This window comes from Glutamicibacter sp. JC586, assembly GCF_009805585.1.
Lineage (GTDB): Bacteria > Actinomycetota > Actinomycetes > Actinomycetales > Micrococcaceae > Glutamicibacter.
The window spans coordinates 281,626-297,800 of the sequence record NZ_VHIN01000022.1; the positions used below are offsets into that span (position 1 = coordinate 281,626).

A 16,175-nucleotide genomic window follows, 5' to 3' on the forward strand; every position below is an offset into this window, starting at 1 on the left:
GAGCTTAGATGCCCTTCGGGGTGCTAGTGCTTGTGCTGTTGATCGGGAGCAAGGCGAAGCCTTGGTCCAAGGTATTCATTGCTTTAGTGACCAAGGCATGGAAAGCGGCGATGAGATCATCGGAAATGTCCATGTTGTCGCTGACTGGGGCAGGAAGCTGTTCCAACCATTGCTCAAAGGCCGCCTGACCGGCGCCTAAAACGGAATGGGTGAGCACTCGCACTGCGAAGCTGTCGACTTGCGGATAGCGTGCGACAACCTTGGAGTAAAGATCGTTGGTGGCCTGTTGCCACTCATTTCCATTGGCCGGGTGGTAGATGTTTGCGTCATCGGCGCAGAGATAGACGCCGAAGTAGGCGACTTGTCCCAGCAACTGGGCTACTTCATCCGATTTAAGTCCTTGCAAGATGGAATCCAGCAGGGTGATGGTTTCGGAAGGTTCGGCCAGGGAGTCGACCATGGCATCAAGTAGCTGATGCAGAGGATAGGAGAAGATAGCGTCCACTGTGGGGAAATAATTAAACAGTGTGCGTCGGGAAATGCCAGCAGAATCGGCGATCTCATTCGCGGTGAGCGCCGTTGAAGGTCCTTGTTTAAGCAGCTGCGCAACAGCGTCTACGATGGCCTGTTTTGTAGCCAGTTTATTTTGCTCGCGGCGAGTGCCGACACCTTGAGTAGTCACATAATTACACTACGTGCAAACTTGCACGCTGTGCAAATTGAAACGTGCTGCAGGTGGTTGTTAACGAAGAAGGCGTCCGAGTCATTGACTCGGACGCCTTCTGTGATGAAATCAGAAGCTACTTTGTAGCAACTGGTTCAGCATTGGAGTTGTCATCTGCGAAGGTATCTTCAGCAAACGGGTTGCCGTTGCGTGCAGCGTTGTACATCGACAGATCGAGAATTCCTTCACGCTTGGCGACAATGGTTGGAACCAGTGCCTGACCGGCAACGTTCAGTGCGGTGCGGCCCATGTCAATGATTGGATCAACGGCCATAAGTAGTCCGACACCAGCCAATGGAAGGCCCAGTGTTGACAGCGTCAACGTCAACATCACTACTGCACCGGTGGTGCCTGCGGTCGCAGCTGAGCCCAAGACCGAAACAATCGCAATTAACAGGTAGTCGGTGAAGCTCAGGTCAATGTTGAAGAACTGAGCAACGAACACCGAGGCAATGGCTGGATAGATCGAAGCGCAACCATCCATCTTGGTGGTTGCACCCAGCGGAACGGCAAAGGACGCATAGCCCGAAGGTACCCCGAGGTTGCGCTCGGTTACACGCTGGGTGAGTGGCAAGGTGCCAATGGAGGACCGTGAAACGAAGCCCAACTGTACCGCTGGCCAGACGCCTGAGAAGTACTGCTTGATCGACAAGCCATGGCTGCGTACCAAGATGGGATAGAACGCAAAGAGCACCAATGCGAGGCCTACGTAAATGGCGATGGTGAATTTACCCAGGGCACCGATGGTGTCCCAGCCGTAGGTAGCCACGGCGTTACCGATCAGGCCGACCGTACCGATAGGTGCAACGCGGATGATCCACCACAGCACCTTCTGGATGATGGCCAACGCGGAAGCGGAGAAGGAGAGGAATGGTTCGGCCGCTTTGCCAACCTTGAGCGCAGCAACACCAACGGCGATGGCTACAACAAGGATCTGCAAAACGTTGAAGCTGACCGAGGTGGTGGCTGCACCATCTGTCACAGAAGTGCTTGCGCCCAGTCCAAGGAAGTTGGACGGAATCAGCCCGGTGAGGAAGCCGAGCCAGTCGCCGGTTTTACCTTCGTAGTCCGCCGGAGCGCTCTGACCGGTGTTGGCACCTGGCTGGAATACCACGCCCAAGATCATACCGATGGTCACCGATACGAGGGCAGTAATTCCGAACCACAAGAGGGTCTGCCAAGCAAGGCGTGCAGCGTTGGTGACCTTGGAAAGGTTTGCAATTGAGGCGACGACTGCGAAGAAGATCAGGGGAATTACAGCAGTGCGCAGCAGTGATACGTAGCTGGAGCCGATGATTGAAAGGAAGCGGCCCAGACCGTTTGGTTCATCGGCGGTACTGCCGGTGTACTTGGCGATCAGCCCCAAGGCTAGGCCAACAACGAGGGCGGCAATGATTTGTGGCCCGAAGCTGGTCATCCACTTGGGAAGTTTGGATGAAGGTGCAGAGTTAGACATGCTTTTAAGGCTAGATTGCGGGCCAAGCAGTGATGAACTCTAGATTACCTGATGTTACAAATACAAAGTCATTGTGGCATTTAGCATATTTTTTGCCAGGTTTTTGAGGTTTGAAAGGCGATTTTCCGCTGGATAAGCGACTGCCGTGATGCTCTGCCCCCTACTTCAACTGGCACTGTCAGAATGTTGGTATCGACGGCAAGATGGATTATTTATCCGTAATGTGGCAGGCCCTTCGAGCGGGCATGATTACTTGAGGTCATGACCCCACGAATCACCAGCATAAGCAGACCTGCAGTGGCCCATCCGAGGGTGCCGCTGGCAACTGCCAGCAATACTCCGGGCCCGCCGACGCCGACGATGACCAGCAAGTGGAACCCCAAGATAACCACCAGCACAGTGGCCAGCGCTGAAGCGGCGATAAAAATGTCAACCCAACGGCGCGAGCCACCGGTGAAAATCTCCACGCGCTCAACCTTTGAGAGCAGTACCCAGATTGAAATCAGTGCCACTTGTAAGCAGGTAATTCCACCAGTGACAATCCATCGGTACGTAGTGGACAGGGACGTCATCTCGGGGTATTGGACCGTGACCTCACTGATGTATTGGGGCAGGATAACCGTCTGGCCTAACAAGCTGCCTAGAAAGATTAAGGTGAGCGCGATGCGAAGAACTACAATCAAAAAATGTTGCATAGATCGAGTTTCGATGATTTTCGATCGTTTTTCAATAGCTTCTGAAAAGAAAGACAGCATGAACACGCCTTGACGTGTAGTGCAGGTATGGAAAGCTGAGAGTCATCAGAACATCCGCCAAAACAAGGAACTGAAAATTTGCGCGTCTACATCACTAGCGTCTTCGTCGACGACCAAGCTAAAGCCAAAGAGTTCTATACAAAGATTCTTGGGTTCAAGGTCAAGCATGATGTGCCTGCCGGTCCATATAGCTGGCTGACCTTGGTGTCGCCAGATGATGCGGATGGCACAGAATTACTACTCGAGCCGGCAGCTCATCGTGCAGTCGCACCGTATCGTGAAGCGCTCAAGGCTGACGGAATTCCTGTTACGTCGTTTGCAGTGGATGATGTCCAAAAGGAATTTGAGCGACTCAGTGCGCTAGGTGTGGAATTCACTCAGGGACCGACGGATGCCGACACCGTTTTTGTGGCAACCTTTGATGATACTTGCGGAAACCTGATCCAGATTTCCAGCTATCAGCCATAAACATAAGGCATCAAAACGTTGGGCAGCGAATGATGTTTTTCGGAGCCCAACGTTTTGATGTGTCGTCTACTTAAGCAACGCGCGCTTGAGGGTGTCCAAACCAACTGAACCCAACTGCAATGCCGAAGTGTGGAAGTCTTTCAGTGAGAACGATTCACCCTCAGATGCAGCGTACTCGTCGCGAATCTGCTCCCAGAGCCGTTGGCCGATCTTGTAGGACGGGGCCTGTCCTGGCCAGCCGAGGTAGCGGTTGTATTCGAAATCGAGCTGCCCTCGGGAAAGGTCCAAGTTCTTTTCGAGAAACTCATAACCGTTTTCTGCATTCCATGTTCCCTTGCCCCATTGGGCAGGTACCGGAAGTTCTAGGTGAACTCCGATGTCAAAAACAACACGTGCTGCGCGCAGTCGTTGGGCGTCAAGCATGCCCATGTAGTCCCCGGGATCATCTAGGTAGCCAAGCTGGTGCATTAGACGCTCCGAATACAACGCCCAACCTTCGCCTTGTCCCGAAACCCAACACATCAATCGGCGCCAGCTGTTTAGGGTGGCTGCCTGCATTTGAGCGGTGCCGATCTGCAAGTGATGCCCAGGAACACCTTCGTGATATACCGTGGTTAGCTCAGCCCAGGTGGTGAACTGATCTTCGCCTGGTGGAACTGACCACCACATGCGACCGGGGCGACTAAAGTCTTCGGACGGACCGGTGTAGTAGACGCCGCCATCTTCAGTGGGTGCAATCATGCACTCAATGCGGTCCATTGGGGCTGGTATGTCAAAGTGTTCACCAGCTAAGTCGGCGATCGCTTGGTCGGCTTTGCCCTGCATCCACTCACGAAGTGCCTCGGTGCCATTAAGCTTTCGAGCTGGGTCTTCGTTCAGGACGCGCTTGGCTTCCTCGATGGTTGAGCCCGGCTTGATTTGTTGAGCTACTCGCTGTTGTTCGGCAATGATGGCATCAAGTTCGGCCACCCCCCAAGCGTAGGTCTCTTCCAAATCAACGGTGGCTCCGAGGAAGCGGCGCGACATCAATGAGTAGTATTCCCGGCCAACTGCATCTTGCTCTGGTGCTTGAGCGAGCAATTCGTTCTCTAGGTATTCTGCCAATCGTCGGTAAGCAAGTTTTGCTCCGATAGCACCGGCTTTAAGCCGCTGTTCTAAATCAGGAACGATGCTTGTGCCTGAGGCCGCGAGCTGATCAAAGAATCCGTCGTCTTTGGCGTAGTCGGTGCACTGAGTGGTCACAATGCGAATCTGTCGTTTGGCGGCGACCAGAGAATTTGATGCGGAATCACGCAAGGAAGCGACATATCCGTCGATGGCCGCAGGAAGATTTTCCAACCGCTGAGCAATGAAGCCAAAATCCTCGGCAGAATCTTGAGGCATCAAATCGAAGATGGAGCGGATTTCCTGGGGTGGGCTGGCGATATTGTTTAGCTCAGTGCGCCCGGAGAAGAGGATTTCCAGCTCCAGGCTTAGTCGCTCGGTCATCGCGTCGAGGGTGACCTCGTCGACGGCGTCTACAGCGGTGGCGTTAGCCAATGCGCTGAGCGTGTCGCGCAACAGGCGGATCTGACCGGTAGTGCCAGCAGGGGAGTAGTCTCCGTAGCCGGATTCGAAGCCGGGCAGACCAAGCGAAACGCCCCATTCGGGGGTGAGCTCAAGGCTCTTAGTGAAGAAGTCTTCAGCGATTTTATCGATCGCTGAGGGCTCGCGGTGCGAGGATGATGATGTCATGGAGCCAACACTAGTGGATATGAAAGATTTGTTGAAGAGTTTTACGTCGACTCATTGATATAAATCTCTGTTTTCATCGGGAGAGTTTTACCCGTTGGATCCGCGCGATTAATCCTAAGCACGAAAACAGCCAAGGTCTGTCGCTCTCATTGCTGAATGCGACAGACCTTGACTGAATATTAAAATTGACTGCGTTGGCTAGCGGCGACCGATGGTCCAGCCAAGCCGCGGGGTCAGAGCCCGACGCTTACGCAGACGGCTAACCCGATTCCGAGCAGGTGCTTGGACCTCCGGGGCCGATGCGGCGGTGTTACCCATGGCGCTAAGCAGTGCGGTAACGGCCGCCAACTCGTGGGCGGTTGGTTTACCTTTGGTGACACGGATCTGTGGGACTGCGGTTCTCGCGGCGTCCTGTTCCATTACTGTGCTCCTTGGTAGTGCTCGAATATGCGGCGGGTTGCTACTTACAGTGGGATGTTGCCGTGCTTCTTAGGTGGCAACACCGCGTGCTTCTCACGTAGCGCTCGCAACCCGCGAACCAGCTGCACGCGAGTGTCACTTGGAGCAACGACCGCGTCAACGTAGCCCAACTCGGCAGCCTGATAAGGGTTGAGTAGTTCCGCCTCATAGTCATCGATGATGGCCTTGCGGCGAGCCTCGACGTCTCCACCTTCAGCTTCAACTGCTGCCAAATCGCGACGGTAAAGAATATTGACTGCACCCTGCGCGCCCATCACACCGATCTGCGCGGTAGGCCATGCCAAGTTCAGATCAGCGCCTAGCTTTTTGGAGCCCATGACGATGTACGCTCCACCGTAGGCCTTGCGGGTGATCACGGTGAGCTTGGGAACGGTGGCTTCCGCATAGGCGTAAAGCAACTTGGCGCCACGACGTATGATGCCCTGGAACTCTTGATCCTTACCTGGCAGGAAGCCAGGGACGTCAACAAAGGTGAGGATTGGGATGTTGAAAGCGTCGCAGTTGCGCACAAAGCGGGCGGCCTTCTCAGATGCAGCAATGTCCAAGGTTCCAGCGAATTGCATTGGCTGGTTGGCCACGATGCCAACGGTGCGACCTTCAATACGGGCGTAACCGATCATCACGTTCGGCGCGTAGAGCGACTGCATCTCGAAGAAGTGCGCGTCGTCAACTACTGACTCAATCACTTTGCGCATGTCATATGGCTGGTTAGCGGAATCTGGGATCAAGGTATCCAACGCGAGGTCGTCCTCGGAGATTTCCAGATCCTCATCAAATTCTGCAATCAACGCATCTGCGAGGTTAGAAGAAGGCAGGAAGTCTAGTAGTTCCTTGCAGAACTCCACCGCGTCTTCTTCGTCGCTTGCCAGGTATGTTGCGGTACCGGTGTTGGCGTTGTGCTGGCGCGCGCCACCAAGGGTTTCCATGTCGATTTCTTCGCCGGTCACGGTCTTGATGACGTCGGGTCCGGTAATGAACATGTGGCTGGTCTTATCAACCATGATCACGTAGTCGGTCAGTGCGGGGGAGTACGCCGCGCCGCCGGCCGAAGGGCCCATGATCAAAGAAATCTGAGGAACAACGCCTGAAGCGTGAACGTTATTGCGGAAGATGTCGGCAAACATTGCCAGGGAGGCAACGCCCTCCTGAATGCGAGCGCCACCGCCGTCGAGGATGCCGACGACTGGGCAGCCATTGCGCAGTGCGAATTCTTGAACCTTAACAATCTTTTCGCCGTTCACCTGTGAGAGCGAGCCGCCGTAGACGGTGAAGTCTTGGGAATAAACGGCAACCAAGCGGCCGTCAACCGTGCCGTAGCCTGAGACTAGACCGTCGCCTAGTGGCTTCTTCTTTTCCATTCCAAACGCGGTGGAACGGTGAACGGCCAGGGCATCAAATTCTACAAAAGAGTCCTCGTCCATGAGCATCTCGATACGCTCACGAGCGGTGTTCTTGCCGCGCGAGTGCTGCTTTTCGATAGCTGCTTGACCGCTCGGTGCTTCGGAAAGCTTCTGGCGGCGGCGGAATTCAGCGAGTTTGCCGGCGGTGGTGGACAGGTCGATTGCTTCGTCTGCCTCGGTTCTGCCCTGCGTCATACCTTCGACTCCCTCGAGTTGTCATCAATGTGTAGGAATAGCACAAGAAAAATGCCATCTAAGTCAGTCTAGCTGGGGAAACGCGAGTTCTGATTGTAGGAATCTTACAAATTGCCAAGATATCCACTGCGTGGCACGCCAGAATAAGTTACTGATCGGTAGCTTAGTGGAGAATCATCGCGTAACCTAGATCACATGACTAATGAATCTCGAACTCAGGTTAACCCAGTTGCGCAAAACTTGAAGAACCGGACAATCTTGATGAGCGGTGGAAGTCGCGGGATCGGGCTAGCTATTGCCACAGCCGCCGGCGCTCTGGGTGCCAACGTAGTATTGCTCTCCAAAACTTCGGATCCACACCCAAGTTTAGAAGGCACGATCCATACCGCCGTTGAAGAAATCAATCAGGCCGGCGGACGAGGATTAGCAGTAGTTGGCGATGTCCGTGTCGACGCAGACGTAGAACGAGCAGTGCAAGAAGCGGTAGCAACTTTTGGTGGCATCGACATCGTGGTTAATAACGCCTCAGCGATCAACCTCGCCAAAACCGACCAGGTCGACATGAAGCGATACGACCTGATGCAGGACATCAACGTTCGCGGAACATTCTTACTGTCCAAAACCGCGTTGCCTTACCTGCGCGCCTCCGAGCACGCGCATATCCTCACGCTTTCGCCACCACTGAATCTCGATCCTCGGTGGGCCGGCGAGCACTTGGCCTACACCATGGCTAAATACGGAATGTCACTGACCACACTTGGCTTAGCCGAAGAACTCAAAAATGATCTGGTTGGTGTCAATTCCCTGTGGCCGGAAACCCTCATCGACACCGCGGCCATTCGCAATTTGCCCGGCGGGCAGAAAATGATTCAGGGAGCCCGCGATGCTCAAATCGTTGCCGATGCCGCCATGGCGATTTTAAGTTCTTCGCCAGCAACGCTCAGCGGAAACTTCTTCACCGATGGACAGGTGCTGAAACTTGCTGGAGTGACCGACCTGGATAAATACACGTTGAATCCGGACGTTCCCCTAGTAGAAGACATCTTCCTATAAGCAAGCGGTCGACGGGCAGAAGGTGTCATAGGGTTGAGAGCATGGATAATTCCTCTGGCACCGCCCGTGCTGCAATTGACCCAACTGAGTTTGCCAAGCTCACCGATCAGTTGAACCTAGGGCTCGTGCAGCTCAAACAAGTCTCAGGCTCGACCAATATCGAGCTCGCCGCGCTGGCATCTACCGGCGAGGCAGGCGATCTCAGTGTCTACTACACCGAACATCAGCAGGCCGGAAAAGGTCGACTTGGGCGTAGTTGGCTAACGCCACTTGGCTCCGCCATCACCGTGAGCGTCTTAGTTGTTCCTGGCGCGAGTATTCCCACCGAAGCTTTGAGCTGGTACACAATGATTGCTGCTGTGGCGTGGAGTCGCGCTGCGCAATCGGTCACGGGCGTGAAGGTGGGGATCAAGTGGCCCAACGACTTGCTCGCTGGAGAATATAAGATCTGTGGCATCCTGGCCCAAATGGTTCCGGTCTCCAGTGGATACGGCGTAGTCATTGGTACCGGAATGAACGTGGATCAGGGCCGAGAAGAACTACCTGTCCCCACGGCGACTTCGCTCAGGCTTGCCAGTTCGCACTCGGTGGACCGTACCCAACTGCTGGCCCAGTACCTGAAAGAACTAGCGGCATTGGACCGCAGTTTCCGCCAGGTTGGCGGATCTGTGCACATGCCGTTGCCAGGATTTGAAGGTCAATCTTTGCACCAGTTGGTCAGTGAAAAACTAGCGACCCTAGGCCACGAAGTCCGCGTGGAATTTCCTGACGGATCGGTACTAGAGGCTAGAGCGGTGCAGCTTGGTGTCGATGGTGCACTGGTTCTGGAAGAGGCCACGGGTAAACGACGAGAGGTGCTGGCCGGGGACGTGCACCACGTGCGGCGCGCCGATGGAAAGTACGCCTAATAGGCGTTGGGCCTAGTGCCGGGACTATTATTGAAGGTACTGATCGAAGCACTGTGTCTGTAAGGGGAGGGGCGAGGACCCGTACGATGAAGTTGCCGCTACATGAACGGGAGCGAGTGGTTATCAAGACTCGTGAGCACTCCCGAGTACTGCGACAGCCGATTACCGCGTTTCTCATCCTCACTGCCCTGTGCACCTTTGCCTTAGGCTATCTATCTCGCGATGACCTCTCGGATTGGCTGGCCAACAACGCCAATGTCTGGATGATTGTGAGCGTTGTGCTGTGGGCAGTGCTCATACTTATCTGGGTCGTACTACCCTGGATCCGCTGGTCACGCAGCCTAGTGGTACTGACTACCGAACGGATCATGTTCCGTTCGACTTACAGCCAAGGCCAGCTGCAATCTGTAGGATTATTTACGGTTCGTGATCTTGTTGCTTACGCCAAGAAGAACAACGCCATGACTCGCGCTGGAACCTTGGATATCGTCATGAATCAGGGATATGTCCGCGTATCCCATGTACCGGCAGTAGGGTACTTCCGCTCGTTGGCCATGGAAACAATAGCCAACCTACGCAACAACCAGAGCGCGGCGCACAGCGAAACGACGAACAGTGAGGGCATGGGGGCATGAGTACCGAGCACACTAATCAACCCCGGCCGGATTCTCCACAGTCCGCCGCGCAGGCTGCCGCCGGCGCCCGTCAACACCCTACCCCTGATACCCCAGCGGAATCCGATCCCATCCTGGAACTAGCCCAGGCGATGGAAGGTCCACTGCGTATTCCAGCACACACGTCAGATGCGGTACGTGATGGTGTCGCTTCCTTGGAAAATCGGCTGATCGGTGGCCAGCGCGAATTCCGTCGCCGCGAGGTCGCTGCTGAGGCCGGCATTTCCTTGCACTCTGCACGTAAGCTTTGGCGCGCCATCGGCTTCCCCGAACTCAGCGACGATGAAGTCTTCTTCACCAAAGCGGACAAGGCAGCCTTGGGCACCATGGTGGGCATGGTTCGTGAAGGCAAACTCACCGAAGAAACCGCGATTTCCCTGATGCGTTCGGTCGGGCAGATGACCGACCGGATGGTCGTCTGGCAAATCGAAGCATTGGTTGAGGATATGATCGCCAACCAAAATATGTCCGACCGCCAAGCGCGCCGCCAGCTCTTTGGCATGCTTCCAGAAATCATCCCGGCCATCGAAGATTTGCTGTTGTACTCCTGGCGTCGTCAGCTGAACTCCGCTGTACACCGCATGGCCTTGCGTGTGGAGACCGGAGTAGCAGCATACAAACAGGACACCACGGATGCTGACGGCGGTACTCCCTTGCCGCTGGCTCGTGCTGTGGGCTTCGCCGACCTCGTTTCCTATACCTCGCTCTCCCGGCGAATGAACGAACGTACCCTAGCCCAGCTTGTTCAACGCTTCGAGGCTAAATGCGCCGAAATCATCTCCGTGGGTGGCGGACGACTAGTCAAAACCATTGGTGACGAAGTGCTCTATGTGGCTGAAACCCCACAGGCTGGAGCCCAAATCGCCCTCTCGCTCTCGCGTGAACTGGCCAAGGACGAGCTCTTCCCGCAAACCCGTGGGGCAGTGGTGTGGGGCCGGGTACTTTCACGACTCGGCGACATTTACGGACCGACCGTGAATATGGCAGCTCGTCTGACTTCTTTAGCTGAACCCGGGATGGTGCTCACCGATCCGATCACCGCTAACACCTTGCGCAATGACGCACGCTTTGTGCTTACCGCCCAAGAAATTACGTCGATCCGCGGTTTCGGAGATATCCAACCCTATGAACTCTCGCGCGGCGAGGGAGAAGGACTGGTGATTGACTAATGACCACCGAATCAACCCCGGTACCCTTCATCCTTTCTGCTGCAGGGCTAACCGATGTAGGGCGCAGACGCACTGAAAACCAAGACCGAATCTTGCTCCATGACATCGTGTATGCGGTAGCAGACGGCATGGGCGGGCACGAAGCCGGAGAAGTTGCTAGCCAGCTCGCAGTAGAAACCATGCAGGAAATCTGTACCTTCGCCAACAAAACTTCGGTTCGCAAGCTACCGACGGTGGCCGAAGTACAGAGACAAGTACAACTTGCCGATGACCGAATTCGTGAAGCACTAGAAGCCCGTGGTGGGACAACCTTGTGCGCATTGGTGCAGATCAAGGCACCGGATCAGGGCCGTGATACGGTGACCGCACCGGTAGCCGCAGTACCACCGTGGACCTCCAGCTTCTCTATGAAGGTCAACACCGACGTGATCGCAAAGATCACTCCCGAAATGCTCAAGAATCACCGGGTGAGCGCCGAACCTGATACCACCCAACTACCTGTGGTGAGCGAAGAAATTCCCAACTTGCTACTGGTCAACGTCGGCGACTCACGCGGATACCGGTTACGTGACGGGGCGCTACAACAACTAACTCGTGACCATTCGGCCGTCCAAGAAATGGTTGACGCCGGGCAGATCACCGAGCTTGAAGCGCGCAATCACCCGCACCGCAATCTGATCACCCGCGCTTTGGGCGCCGGGGCGGAAAGTCAGCCCGAAGTCACCGTGCTACAGCCGCGCATCGGCGACCGGTACCTGCTGTGCAGCGACGGGCTCTCGGGCGAATTGACCGAAGACATTTTGCAGACCATCATGGTCAACTTTAAGGACCGGGCGGAGGCTGCTAAGGTCCTCACCGGTGCCGCCTTGGAAGCTGGTGGACGCGATAATATCGCGGTGATCGTCATAGACGTATTGGCTGCCGAAAACTAACAGGTCAAGTCATCGCTTCTGGCGATAGGTGGGGCACAATTGGATATGTGAGTGAAAATTCCGTAACCCCAGTTGAGACTACCAATGCTCCACCGGAAGCTGAGAAGACCCGCTACGAAGAGCTGGTTGAACAGATTCGTGGTCACCGCGATGCGTACTACCAGAATGACGCCCCGCTCATTTCCGACGTAGAGTACGACGCACTGTTCCATGAGCTGCAGCTGTTGGAAGCGAAGTTCCCGATTTTGGCGGGTCAGGATTCACCCACTCAGGAGGTCGGAGGCGAGGTTTCTTCCGCCTTCGCATCGGTGACCCACGCCAGCCGCATGTACTCGCTGGAAGACGTCTTTTCCCTCGATGAGCTCGAGGCCTGGCTTGAACGAGCTCAGCTAAATGCCCAACGCCTGCACCCACAAAATCCCGTCAAGTGGTTGTGCGAAGTCAAAATCGACGGTCTAGCGCTGAACTTGACCTATCGGAATGGCAAATTGGTGCGAGCTGCTACCCGAGGCGATGGCACCACTGGTGAAGATGTTACTCACAATGCACTGACCATTAGCGATATTCCGCAACAGCTGACCGGTGCAGGCTGGCCAGAAGAATTTGAAGTCCGCGGTGAAGTGTTTATCGCCACCGATGACTTCAACGCCTATAACCAGACGCTCATCGCCCAAGGCAAAGCACCTTTGGCTAACCCGCGCAATGCTGCTGCCGGTAGCCTGCGCCAAAAGGACCCGGAGCAAACCGCCAAGCGCCCACTGCGCATGTTTGTTCACGGACTGGGGCGCAGCCGTGACTTCGAGTTGACCGAACAATCCCAAGCCTATGAGCTGATGCGCGGCTGGGGCCTGCCGGTTTCGCCCTACGGACGGGTCGTAGATTCCCGCGCCGAGGCCAAGGAATACATAGCCGAACACGGCGAAAAACGCCACGACCTCATTCACGATATTGACGGCATTGTTATCAAAGTTGATGACCTAGCCACTCAAGAGCAACTGGGCTACACCTCCCGAGTTCCGCGGTGGGCCGTTGCCTATAAGTACCCTCCAGAGGAAGTGCATACCAAACTTCTGGACATCCAGGTCCAGGTGGGCCGCACCGGTCGTGTAACTCCCTTCGGCATCATGGAGCCAGTACTTGTCGCCGGTTCCACCGTGGCTCGCGCGACCCTGCACAACCAAGAGGTAGTGATTGCCAAAAACGTCAAAATTGGCGACACCATCATATTGCGTAAAGCCGGCGACGTAATTCCAGAGATCGTTGGGCCAGTCCTGCCGCTACGTGAAGGCAATACCGACCTGCGTGACTTCGTCATGCCCACACACTGCCCTTCCTGCGGTGAACCCCTGGCGCCAGCAAAGGAAGGCGACGTTGATATTCGTTGCCTCAACGCTGAAACATGCCCAGCCCAGCTAACCGAACGTGTTGCCTACCTTTCGGGACGCAGCGCACTGGATATTGAAGCACTGGGTTATGAAGCCGCAGCTGCCTTAACCAGCGGGCCGGGCGAAGACCCTGCCACCCAGGGCGGAGTGATCCTCCCTGCAGGACCTGGCCCACTGCACAATGAAGCAGAACTCTTCAACCTCAAGGACAAGCTCGAAGAATTGGGCGAGGTGAAGGTTTGGCGTGAAAAGCGGGTGAAGGGTGAAGGAACCGGCAAATTTGAGTTGGTTCCGTACTTCTACTCCAAGGCCACCGCGAAAAAGCCGTCGGCGCCAACGCGCAGCACCATGAAACTGCTCGACGAATTAGAGAAAGCCAAAGAGAATCCACTATGGCGGGTGTTGGTGGCTCTGTCCATTCGTCACGTAGGTCCTAACGCCTCACGAGCCATCGCCACTCGATATGGTTCTATGGATGCGCTACTTGAGGTTTTGAATTCTCCCAACGCGCAGGCAGAGCTCAGCGAAATTGACTCCGTTGGCTCCATCATTGCCGAGGCACTGGTCGAATGGTTTAAGGTTCAGTGGCATCGTGACATCGTTTCAGCTTGGCAAACAGCCGGGGTGAAGATGAAAGACGAGCAAGACGAAAACATCACCAAAAATCTTGAAGCCTTGGCCATCGTGGTGACCGGAACTTTGGAGAACTTCTCACGAGATACAGCCAAGGAAGCGATCATCGTGCGCGGTGGCAAGGCCACCGGCAGTGTTTCGAAGAAAACCGATTTTTTGGTAGCGGGAGAATCTGCCGGATCCAAGCTTGATAAGGCCCAATCACTTGGTGTGCCAGTGCTGGATGAAGCCGGATTTGTAGTGCTACTTGAACAAGGACCAGAAGCAGCGCGCGAGGTTGCCCTCGCCGCACCAACGGAAGGCTAAAGATGGATCACGCAATTGTTCACGACCCACTGGTATTAGTGGCTCGTCGCGCCGCCGCAGCTGGCGCAGAAGTATTAGCCGGCCGTGACGAAGCGCAGTTCAACATCAGTGATAAATCGGCTCTCGGGGACTGGGTGACCGATTTTGACCGAGCCTCAGAAGAAGCGATCCGTGCCACGATCACCACCTCGCGACCCAACGACGAGCTAACCGGTGAAGAATACCCCAGTGCTAAGCCGCTAAATCCCAGTGGTGTTCGTTGGAGCATTGACCCGTTGGATGGAACCATCAACTTTGTTCGAAACATCGCTTACTATTGCTCGTCGGTAGGTGCATGTCAGCTTGAAGAAGATGGAACTGAAACCTGGGTTGCCGCGGCGATCGTCGCCCCGGCACTACAAGTGGAGTACTTTGCCGGTAAGGGATTAGGCGCCTTCAAACGCGATCTGCGCACCGACAAGCTCACCCAACTTACCGGCCCGGTTGACGCTCCCGCGAAGATTCTGGGAACTGGTTTTGGCTACGACGCACAGCGACGTCAGTTCCAGGCCCGTGTTTTGGAAGAAATGCTCGCCGACTACGTCAATGTACGACGTATCGGTTCGGCCGCACTGGACTTGTGCTTGGTCGCTCAGGGCTCGCTGGATGCTTATGCCGAGTATGGCACCAATGAGTACGACTGGGCTGCTGGTGCATTGATCGCTGAAGAAGCTGGATGCCAGGTGGGCCGACCGGCAACCACCCCGGGCTGGCAGTACGCCGGTTTTGTGGATCCGGCCAAGCTCACCGAGCCAACAAACTAGCCCCTTCGAGAGCTAGTTCATTATTAGAGCTAAACCTTGATGGGCATAGTGAATGACTACGCCAACCGCCACACCGCCGCACACCTGTGTGGCGGTGTGCTGGTAACTACGAATCCGTGACCACGAGAGTATCGCGATGAACAGTAGTACCACCGGTATGAGCTCGACTTGATGACCCACGGCTTGCAAGATGACGTAACTACCTACGGCCAGGTGCACGGAGACCTTCCACCACAGGTTGATCACTGCCACCGTGGCCAGACCCAACAAGATGCACAGGACTTCGCGGAAAATTCCGACGCCCGAATTCATGAGCCACAGGACGAGTAGTCCGAGCACAATCATCGACGCGGTCATCGCATAAATTCGATGGCGCTGGGCACGTACCGTCACGTGCATGTCGGTGACCTTGCCACGGATATTGGCGACCGCCAGAATCATCCACGGAATGATGGTGGTGAACATCCCTGCCACCAGCGCTTCGATCCAGCTGATTGAGGCGTCTCGTACCGGTGAAAGCAACAGCAACAAGGTGGCCAGAACGATTGGTGAGAGCACGTGCGAAGTGATCAACGCGATCTTGCGTACTGGATCCGCCGTGCTGGTCGAGGAATCTAACGGTGTCACTAGTTACTGCCCGTCCTTGACCAGGTAGGCGTTACGAACCCGAATCAGTTTGGGCATATACCAAGAAAGCACCAGCCGTTCGGCTAACCATCCCAGTGGCCCCAGCGGAGCTTCAAAGTGGATCTTATCCACCATGACCGTGCCTTGAGCCGTCTCAAAGAAAATATGCTCGTGTCGAAACTTCTTGAACGGGCCACGCACCTGTTGGTCGGTAAATTGACGCGGTGCACTAAGCTCCACAATTTCTGAGGTCATCCGAAACGGAATCCCGAAGTGTGTGGCCTTCCACGTCACTTGCTCGCCAAGACCGATCTGACCGCTGGTGACACCTGCGATGGCCTGCTCGCCGGAGTCCACCATGGAACCGGTATGTGCATCGATACTCAGTGACTTTTCGAATAACTCCTGAGCTGATATATCGGTGGTGGTGAGGCATTCAAAATATACGGCCATGTGTTTCAGTCTGTCACAGC

The 16,175-nt window shown here is 55.3% G+C and carries 16 protein-coding genes; 8 read left to right on the forward strand and 8 right to left on the reverse strand.

Annotated elements, in window-relative coordinates; translation table 11 throughout:
* Nucleotides 1–4 precede the first annotated feature (4 nt).
* The 3 genes from FJV47_RS15065 to FJV47_RS15075 form a co-directional block, all read right to left on the reverse strand.
* Nucleotides 5–682, reverse strand: coding sequence for a TetR family transcriptional regulator (locus FJV47_RS15065; RefSeq protein WP_159614416.1), 678 nt, complete (start codon nucleotides 680–682; stop codon nucleotides 5–7).
* A gap of 118 nt (nucleotides 683–800) precedes the next feature.
* The gene (locus tag FJV47_RS15070; RefSeq protein ID WP_159614418.1) at nucleotides 801–2,180 is read right to left on the reverse strand and encodes a dicarboxylate/amino acid:cation symporter; all 1,380 of its coding nucleotides are present in this window, start codon (nucleotides 2,178–2,180) and stop codon (nucleotides 801–803) included.
* 212 nt (nucleotides 2,181–2,392) lie between these two features.
* Entirely contained in the window at nucleotides 2,393–2,875 is a 483-nt protein-coding gene (locus tag FJV47_RS15075; RefSeq protein WP_159614420.1) for a DUF2975 domain-containing protein, read from the reverse strand.
* A 138-nt stretch (nucleotides 2,876–3,013) separates the two neighbouring features.
* On the opposite strand from FJV47_RS15075, the gene FJV47_RS15080 reads away from it, so the two are divergent.
* Complete coding sequence (locus FJV47_RS15080; protein WP_159614422.1) at nucleotides 3,014–3,403, forward strand: VOC family protein; 390 nt, start codon at nucleotides 3,014–3,016, stop codon at nucleotides 3,401–3,403.
* Between the two features lie 66 nt (nucleotides 3,404–3,469).
* Here FJV47_RS15080 and FJV47_RS15085 read toward each other — a convergent pair whose 3' ends face one another.
* The 3 genes from FJV47_RS15085 to FJV47_RS15095 form a co-directional block, all read right to left on the reverse strand.
* Nucleotides 3,470–5,137 (reverse strand): DUF885 domain-containing protein, encoded by a 1,668-nt coding sequence (locus FJV47_RS15085; RefSeq protein WP_159614424.1) that lies wholly within the window; start codon nucleotides 5,135–5,137, stop codon nucleotides 3,470–3,472.
* A 198-nt stretch (nucleotides 5,138–5,335) separates the two neighbouring features.
* Nucleotides 5,336–5,557: an acyl-CoA carboxylase subunit epsilon gene (locus FJV47_RS15090; protein ID WP_159614426.1), complete on the reverse strand. Its 222-nt coding sequence runs from the start codon at nucleotides 5,555–5,557 to the stop codon at nucleotides 5,336–5,338.
* Nucleotides 5,558–5,601: 44 nt separating this feature from the next.
* Entirely contained in the window at nucleotides 5,602–7,212 is a 1,611-nt protein-coding gene (locus FJV47_RS15095) for an acyl-CoA carboxylase subunit beta (protein ID WP_159614427.1), read from the reverse strand.
* A 195-nt stretch (nucleotides 7,213–7,407) separates the two neighbouring features.
* Between FJV47_RS15095 and FJV47_RS15100 the strand changes: the two genes are divergently transcribed.
* The 7 genes from FJV47_RS15100 to FJV47_RS15130 all read left to right on the forward strand — a co-directional run bounded on the left by FJV47_RS15100 (nucleotide 7,408) and on the right by FJV47_RS15130 (nucleotide 15,075).
* On the forward strand, nucleotides 7,408–8,265 hold the full coding sequence (locus tag FJV47_RS15100) for an NAD(P)-dependent oxidoreductase (protein WP_159614428.1): 858 nt from the start codon (nucleotides 7,408–7,410) through the stop codon (nucleotides 8,263–8,265).
* Between the two features lie 41 nt (nucleotides 8,266–8,306).
* On the forward strand, nucleotides 8,307–9,173 hold the full coding sequence (locus tag FJV47_RS15105) for a biotin--[acetyl-CoA-carboxylase] ligase (RefSeq protein ID WP_159614429.1): 867 nt from the start codon (nucleotides 8,307–8,309) through the stop codon (nucleotides 9,171–9,173).
* Nucleotides 9,174–9,259: 86 nt separating this feature from the next.
* Entirely contained in the window at nucleotides 9,260–9,808 is a 549-nt protein-coding gene (locus FJV47_RS15110) for a hypothetical protein (RefSeq protein ID WP_159614430.1), read from the forward strand.
* Complete coding sequence (locus FJV47_RS15115; protein WP_159614431.1) at nucleotides 9,805–11,016, forward strand: adenylate/guanylate cyclase domain-containing protein; 1,212 nt, start codon at nucleotides 9,805–9,807, stop codon at nucleotides 11,014–11,016. The genes FJV47_RS15110 and FJV47_RS15115 overlap by 4 nt, the downstream gene beginning before the upstream one ends.
* Complete coding sequence (locus tag FJV47_RS15120; RefSeq protein ID WP_159614432.1) at nucleotides 11,016–11,948, forward strand: PP2C family serine/threonine-protein phosphatase; 933 nt, start codon at nucleotides 11,016–11,018, stop codon at nucleotides 11,946–11,948. Before FJV47_RS15115 ends, FJV47_RS15120 begins: the two co-directional genes overlap by 1 nt.
* A 47-nt stretch (nucleotides 11,949–11,995) precedes the next feature.
* On the forward strand, nucleotides 11,996–14,272 hold the full coding sequence (gene ligA, locus FJV47_RS15125) for an NAD-dependent DNA ligase LigA (protein WP_235026491.1): 2,277 nt from the start codon (nucleotides 11,996–11,998) through the stop codon (nucleotides 14,270–14,272).
* A gap of 2 nt (nucleotides 14,273–14,274) precedes the next feature.
* The gene (locus FJV47_RS15130; RefSeq protein WP_159614433.1) at nucleotides 14,275–15,075 is read left to right on the forward strand and encodes an inositol monophosphatase family protein; all 801 of its coding nucleotides are present in this window, start codon (nucleotides 14,275–14,277) and stop codon (nucleotides 15,073–15,075) included.
* Between the two features lie 12 nt (nucleotides 15,076–15,087).
* Here the strand turns inward: FJV47_RS15130 and FJV47_RS15135 are convergent, their stop codons facing one another.
* Nucleotides 15,088–15,702 (reverse strand): hypothetical protein, encoded by a 615-nt coding sequence (locus FJV47_RS15135; RefSeq protein ID WP_159614434.1) that lies wholly within the window; start codon nucleotides 15,700–15,702, stop codon nucleotides 15,088–15,090.
* Nucleotides 15,703–15,705: 3 nt separating this feature from the next.
* Nucleotides 15,706–16,155 (reverse strand): SRPBCC family protein, encoded by a 450-nt coding sequence (locus FJV47_RS15140; protein ID WP_159614435.1) that lies wholly within the window; start codon nucleotides 16,153–16,155, stop codon nucleotides 15,706–15,708.
* Nucleotides 16,156–16,175: the final 20 nt, after the last annotated feature.

What these genes read in the sequence shown, in the direction of transcription:
- FJV47_RS15070 (WP_159614418.1), bottom strand. Translation starts at nt 2,180, where the DNA reads ATGTCTAACTCTGCACCTTCATCCAAACTTCCCAAGTGGATGACCAGC.
- FJV47_RS15075 (WP_159614420.1), bottom strand. Translation starts at nt 2,875, where the DNA reads ATGCAACATTTTTTGATTGTAGTTCTTCGCATCGCGCTCACCTTAATC.
- FJV47_RS15085 (WP_159614424.1), bottom strand. Translation starts at nt 5,137, where the DNA reads ATGACATCATCATCCTCGCACCGCGAGCCCTCAGCGATCGATAAAATC.
- FJV47_RS15090 (WP_159614426.1), bottom strand. Translation starts at nt 5,557, where the DNA reads ATGGAACAGGACGCCGCGAGAACCGCAGTCCCACAGATCCGTGTCACC.
- FJV47_RS15095 (WP_159614427.1), bottom strand. Translation starts at nt 7,212, where the DNA reads ATGACGCAGGGCAGAACCGAGGCAGACGAAGCAATCGACCTGTCCACC.
- FJV47_RS15100 (WP_159614428.1), top strand. Translation starts at nt 7,408, where the DNA reads ATGACTAATGAATCTCGAACTCAGGTTAACCCAGTTGCGCAAAACTTG.
- FJV47_RS15105 (WP_159614429.1), top strand. Translation starts at nt 8,307, where the DNA reads ATGGATAATTCCTCTGGCACCGCCCGTGCTGCAATTGACCCAACTGAG.
- FJV47_RS15110 (WP_159614430.1), top strand. Translation starts at nt 9,260, where the DNA reads ATGAAGTTGCCGCTACATGAACGGGAGCGAGTGGTTATCAAGACTCGT.
- FJV47_RS15115 (WP_159614431.1), top strand. Translation starts at nt 9,805, where the DNA reads ATGAGTACCGAGCACACTAATCAACCCCGGCCGGATTCTCCACAGTCC.
- FJV47_RS15120 (WP_159614432.1), top strand. Translation starts at nt 11,016, where the DNA reads ATGACCACCGAATCAACCCCGGTACCCTTCATCCTTTCTGCTGCAGGG.
- FJV47_RS15130 (WP_159614433.1), top strand. Translation starts at nt 14,275, where the DNA reads ATGGATCACGCAATTGTTCACGACCCACTGGTATTAGTGGCTCGTCGC.
- FJV47_RS15140 (WP_159614435.1), bottom strand. Translation starts at nt 16,155, where the DNA reads ATGGCCGTATATTTTGAATGCCTCACCACCACCGATATATCAGCTCAG.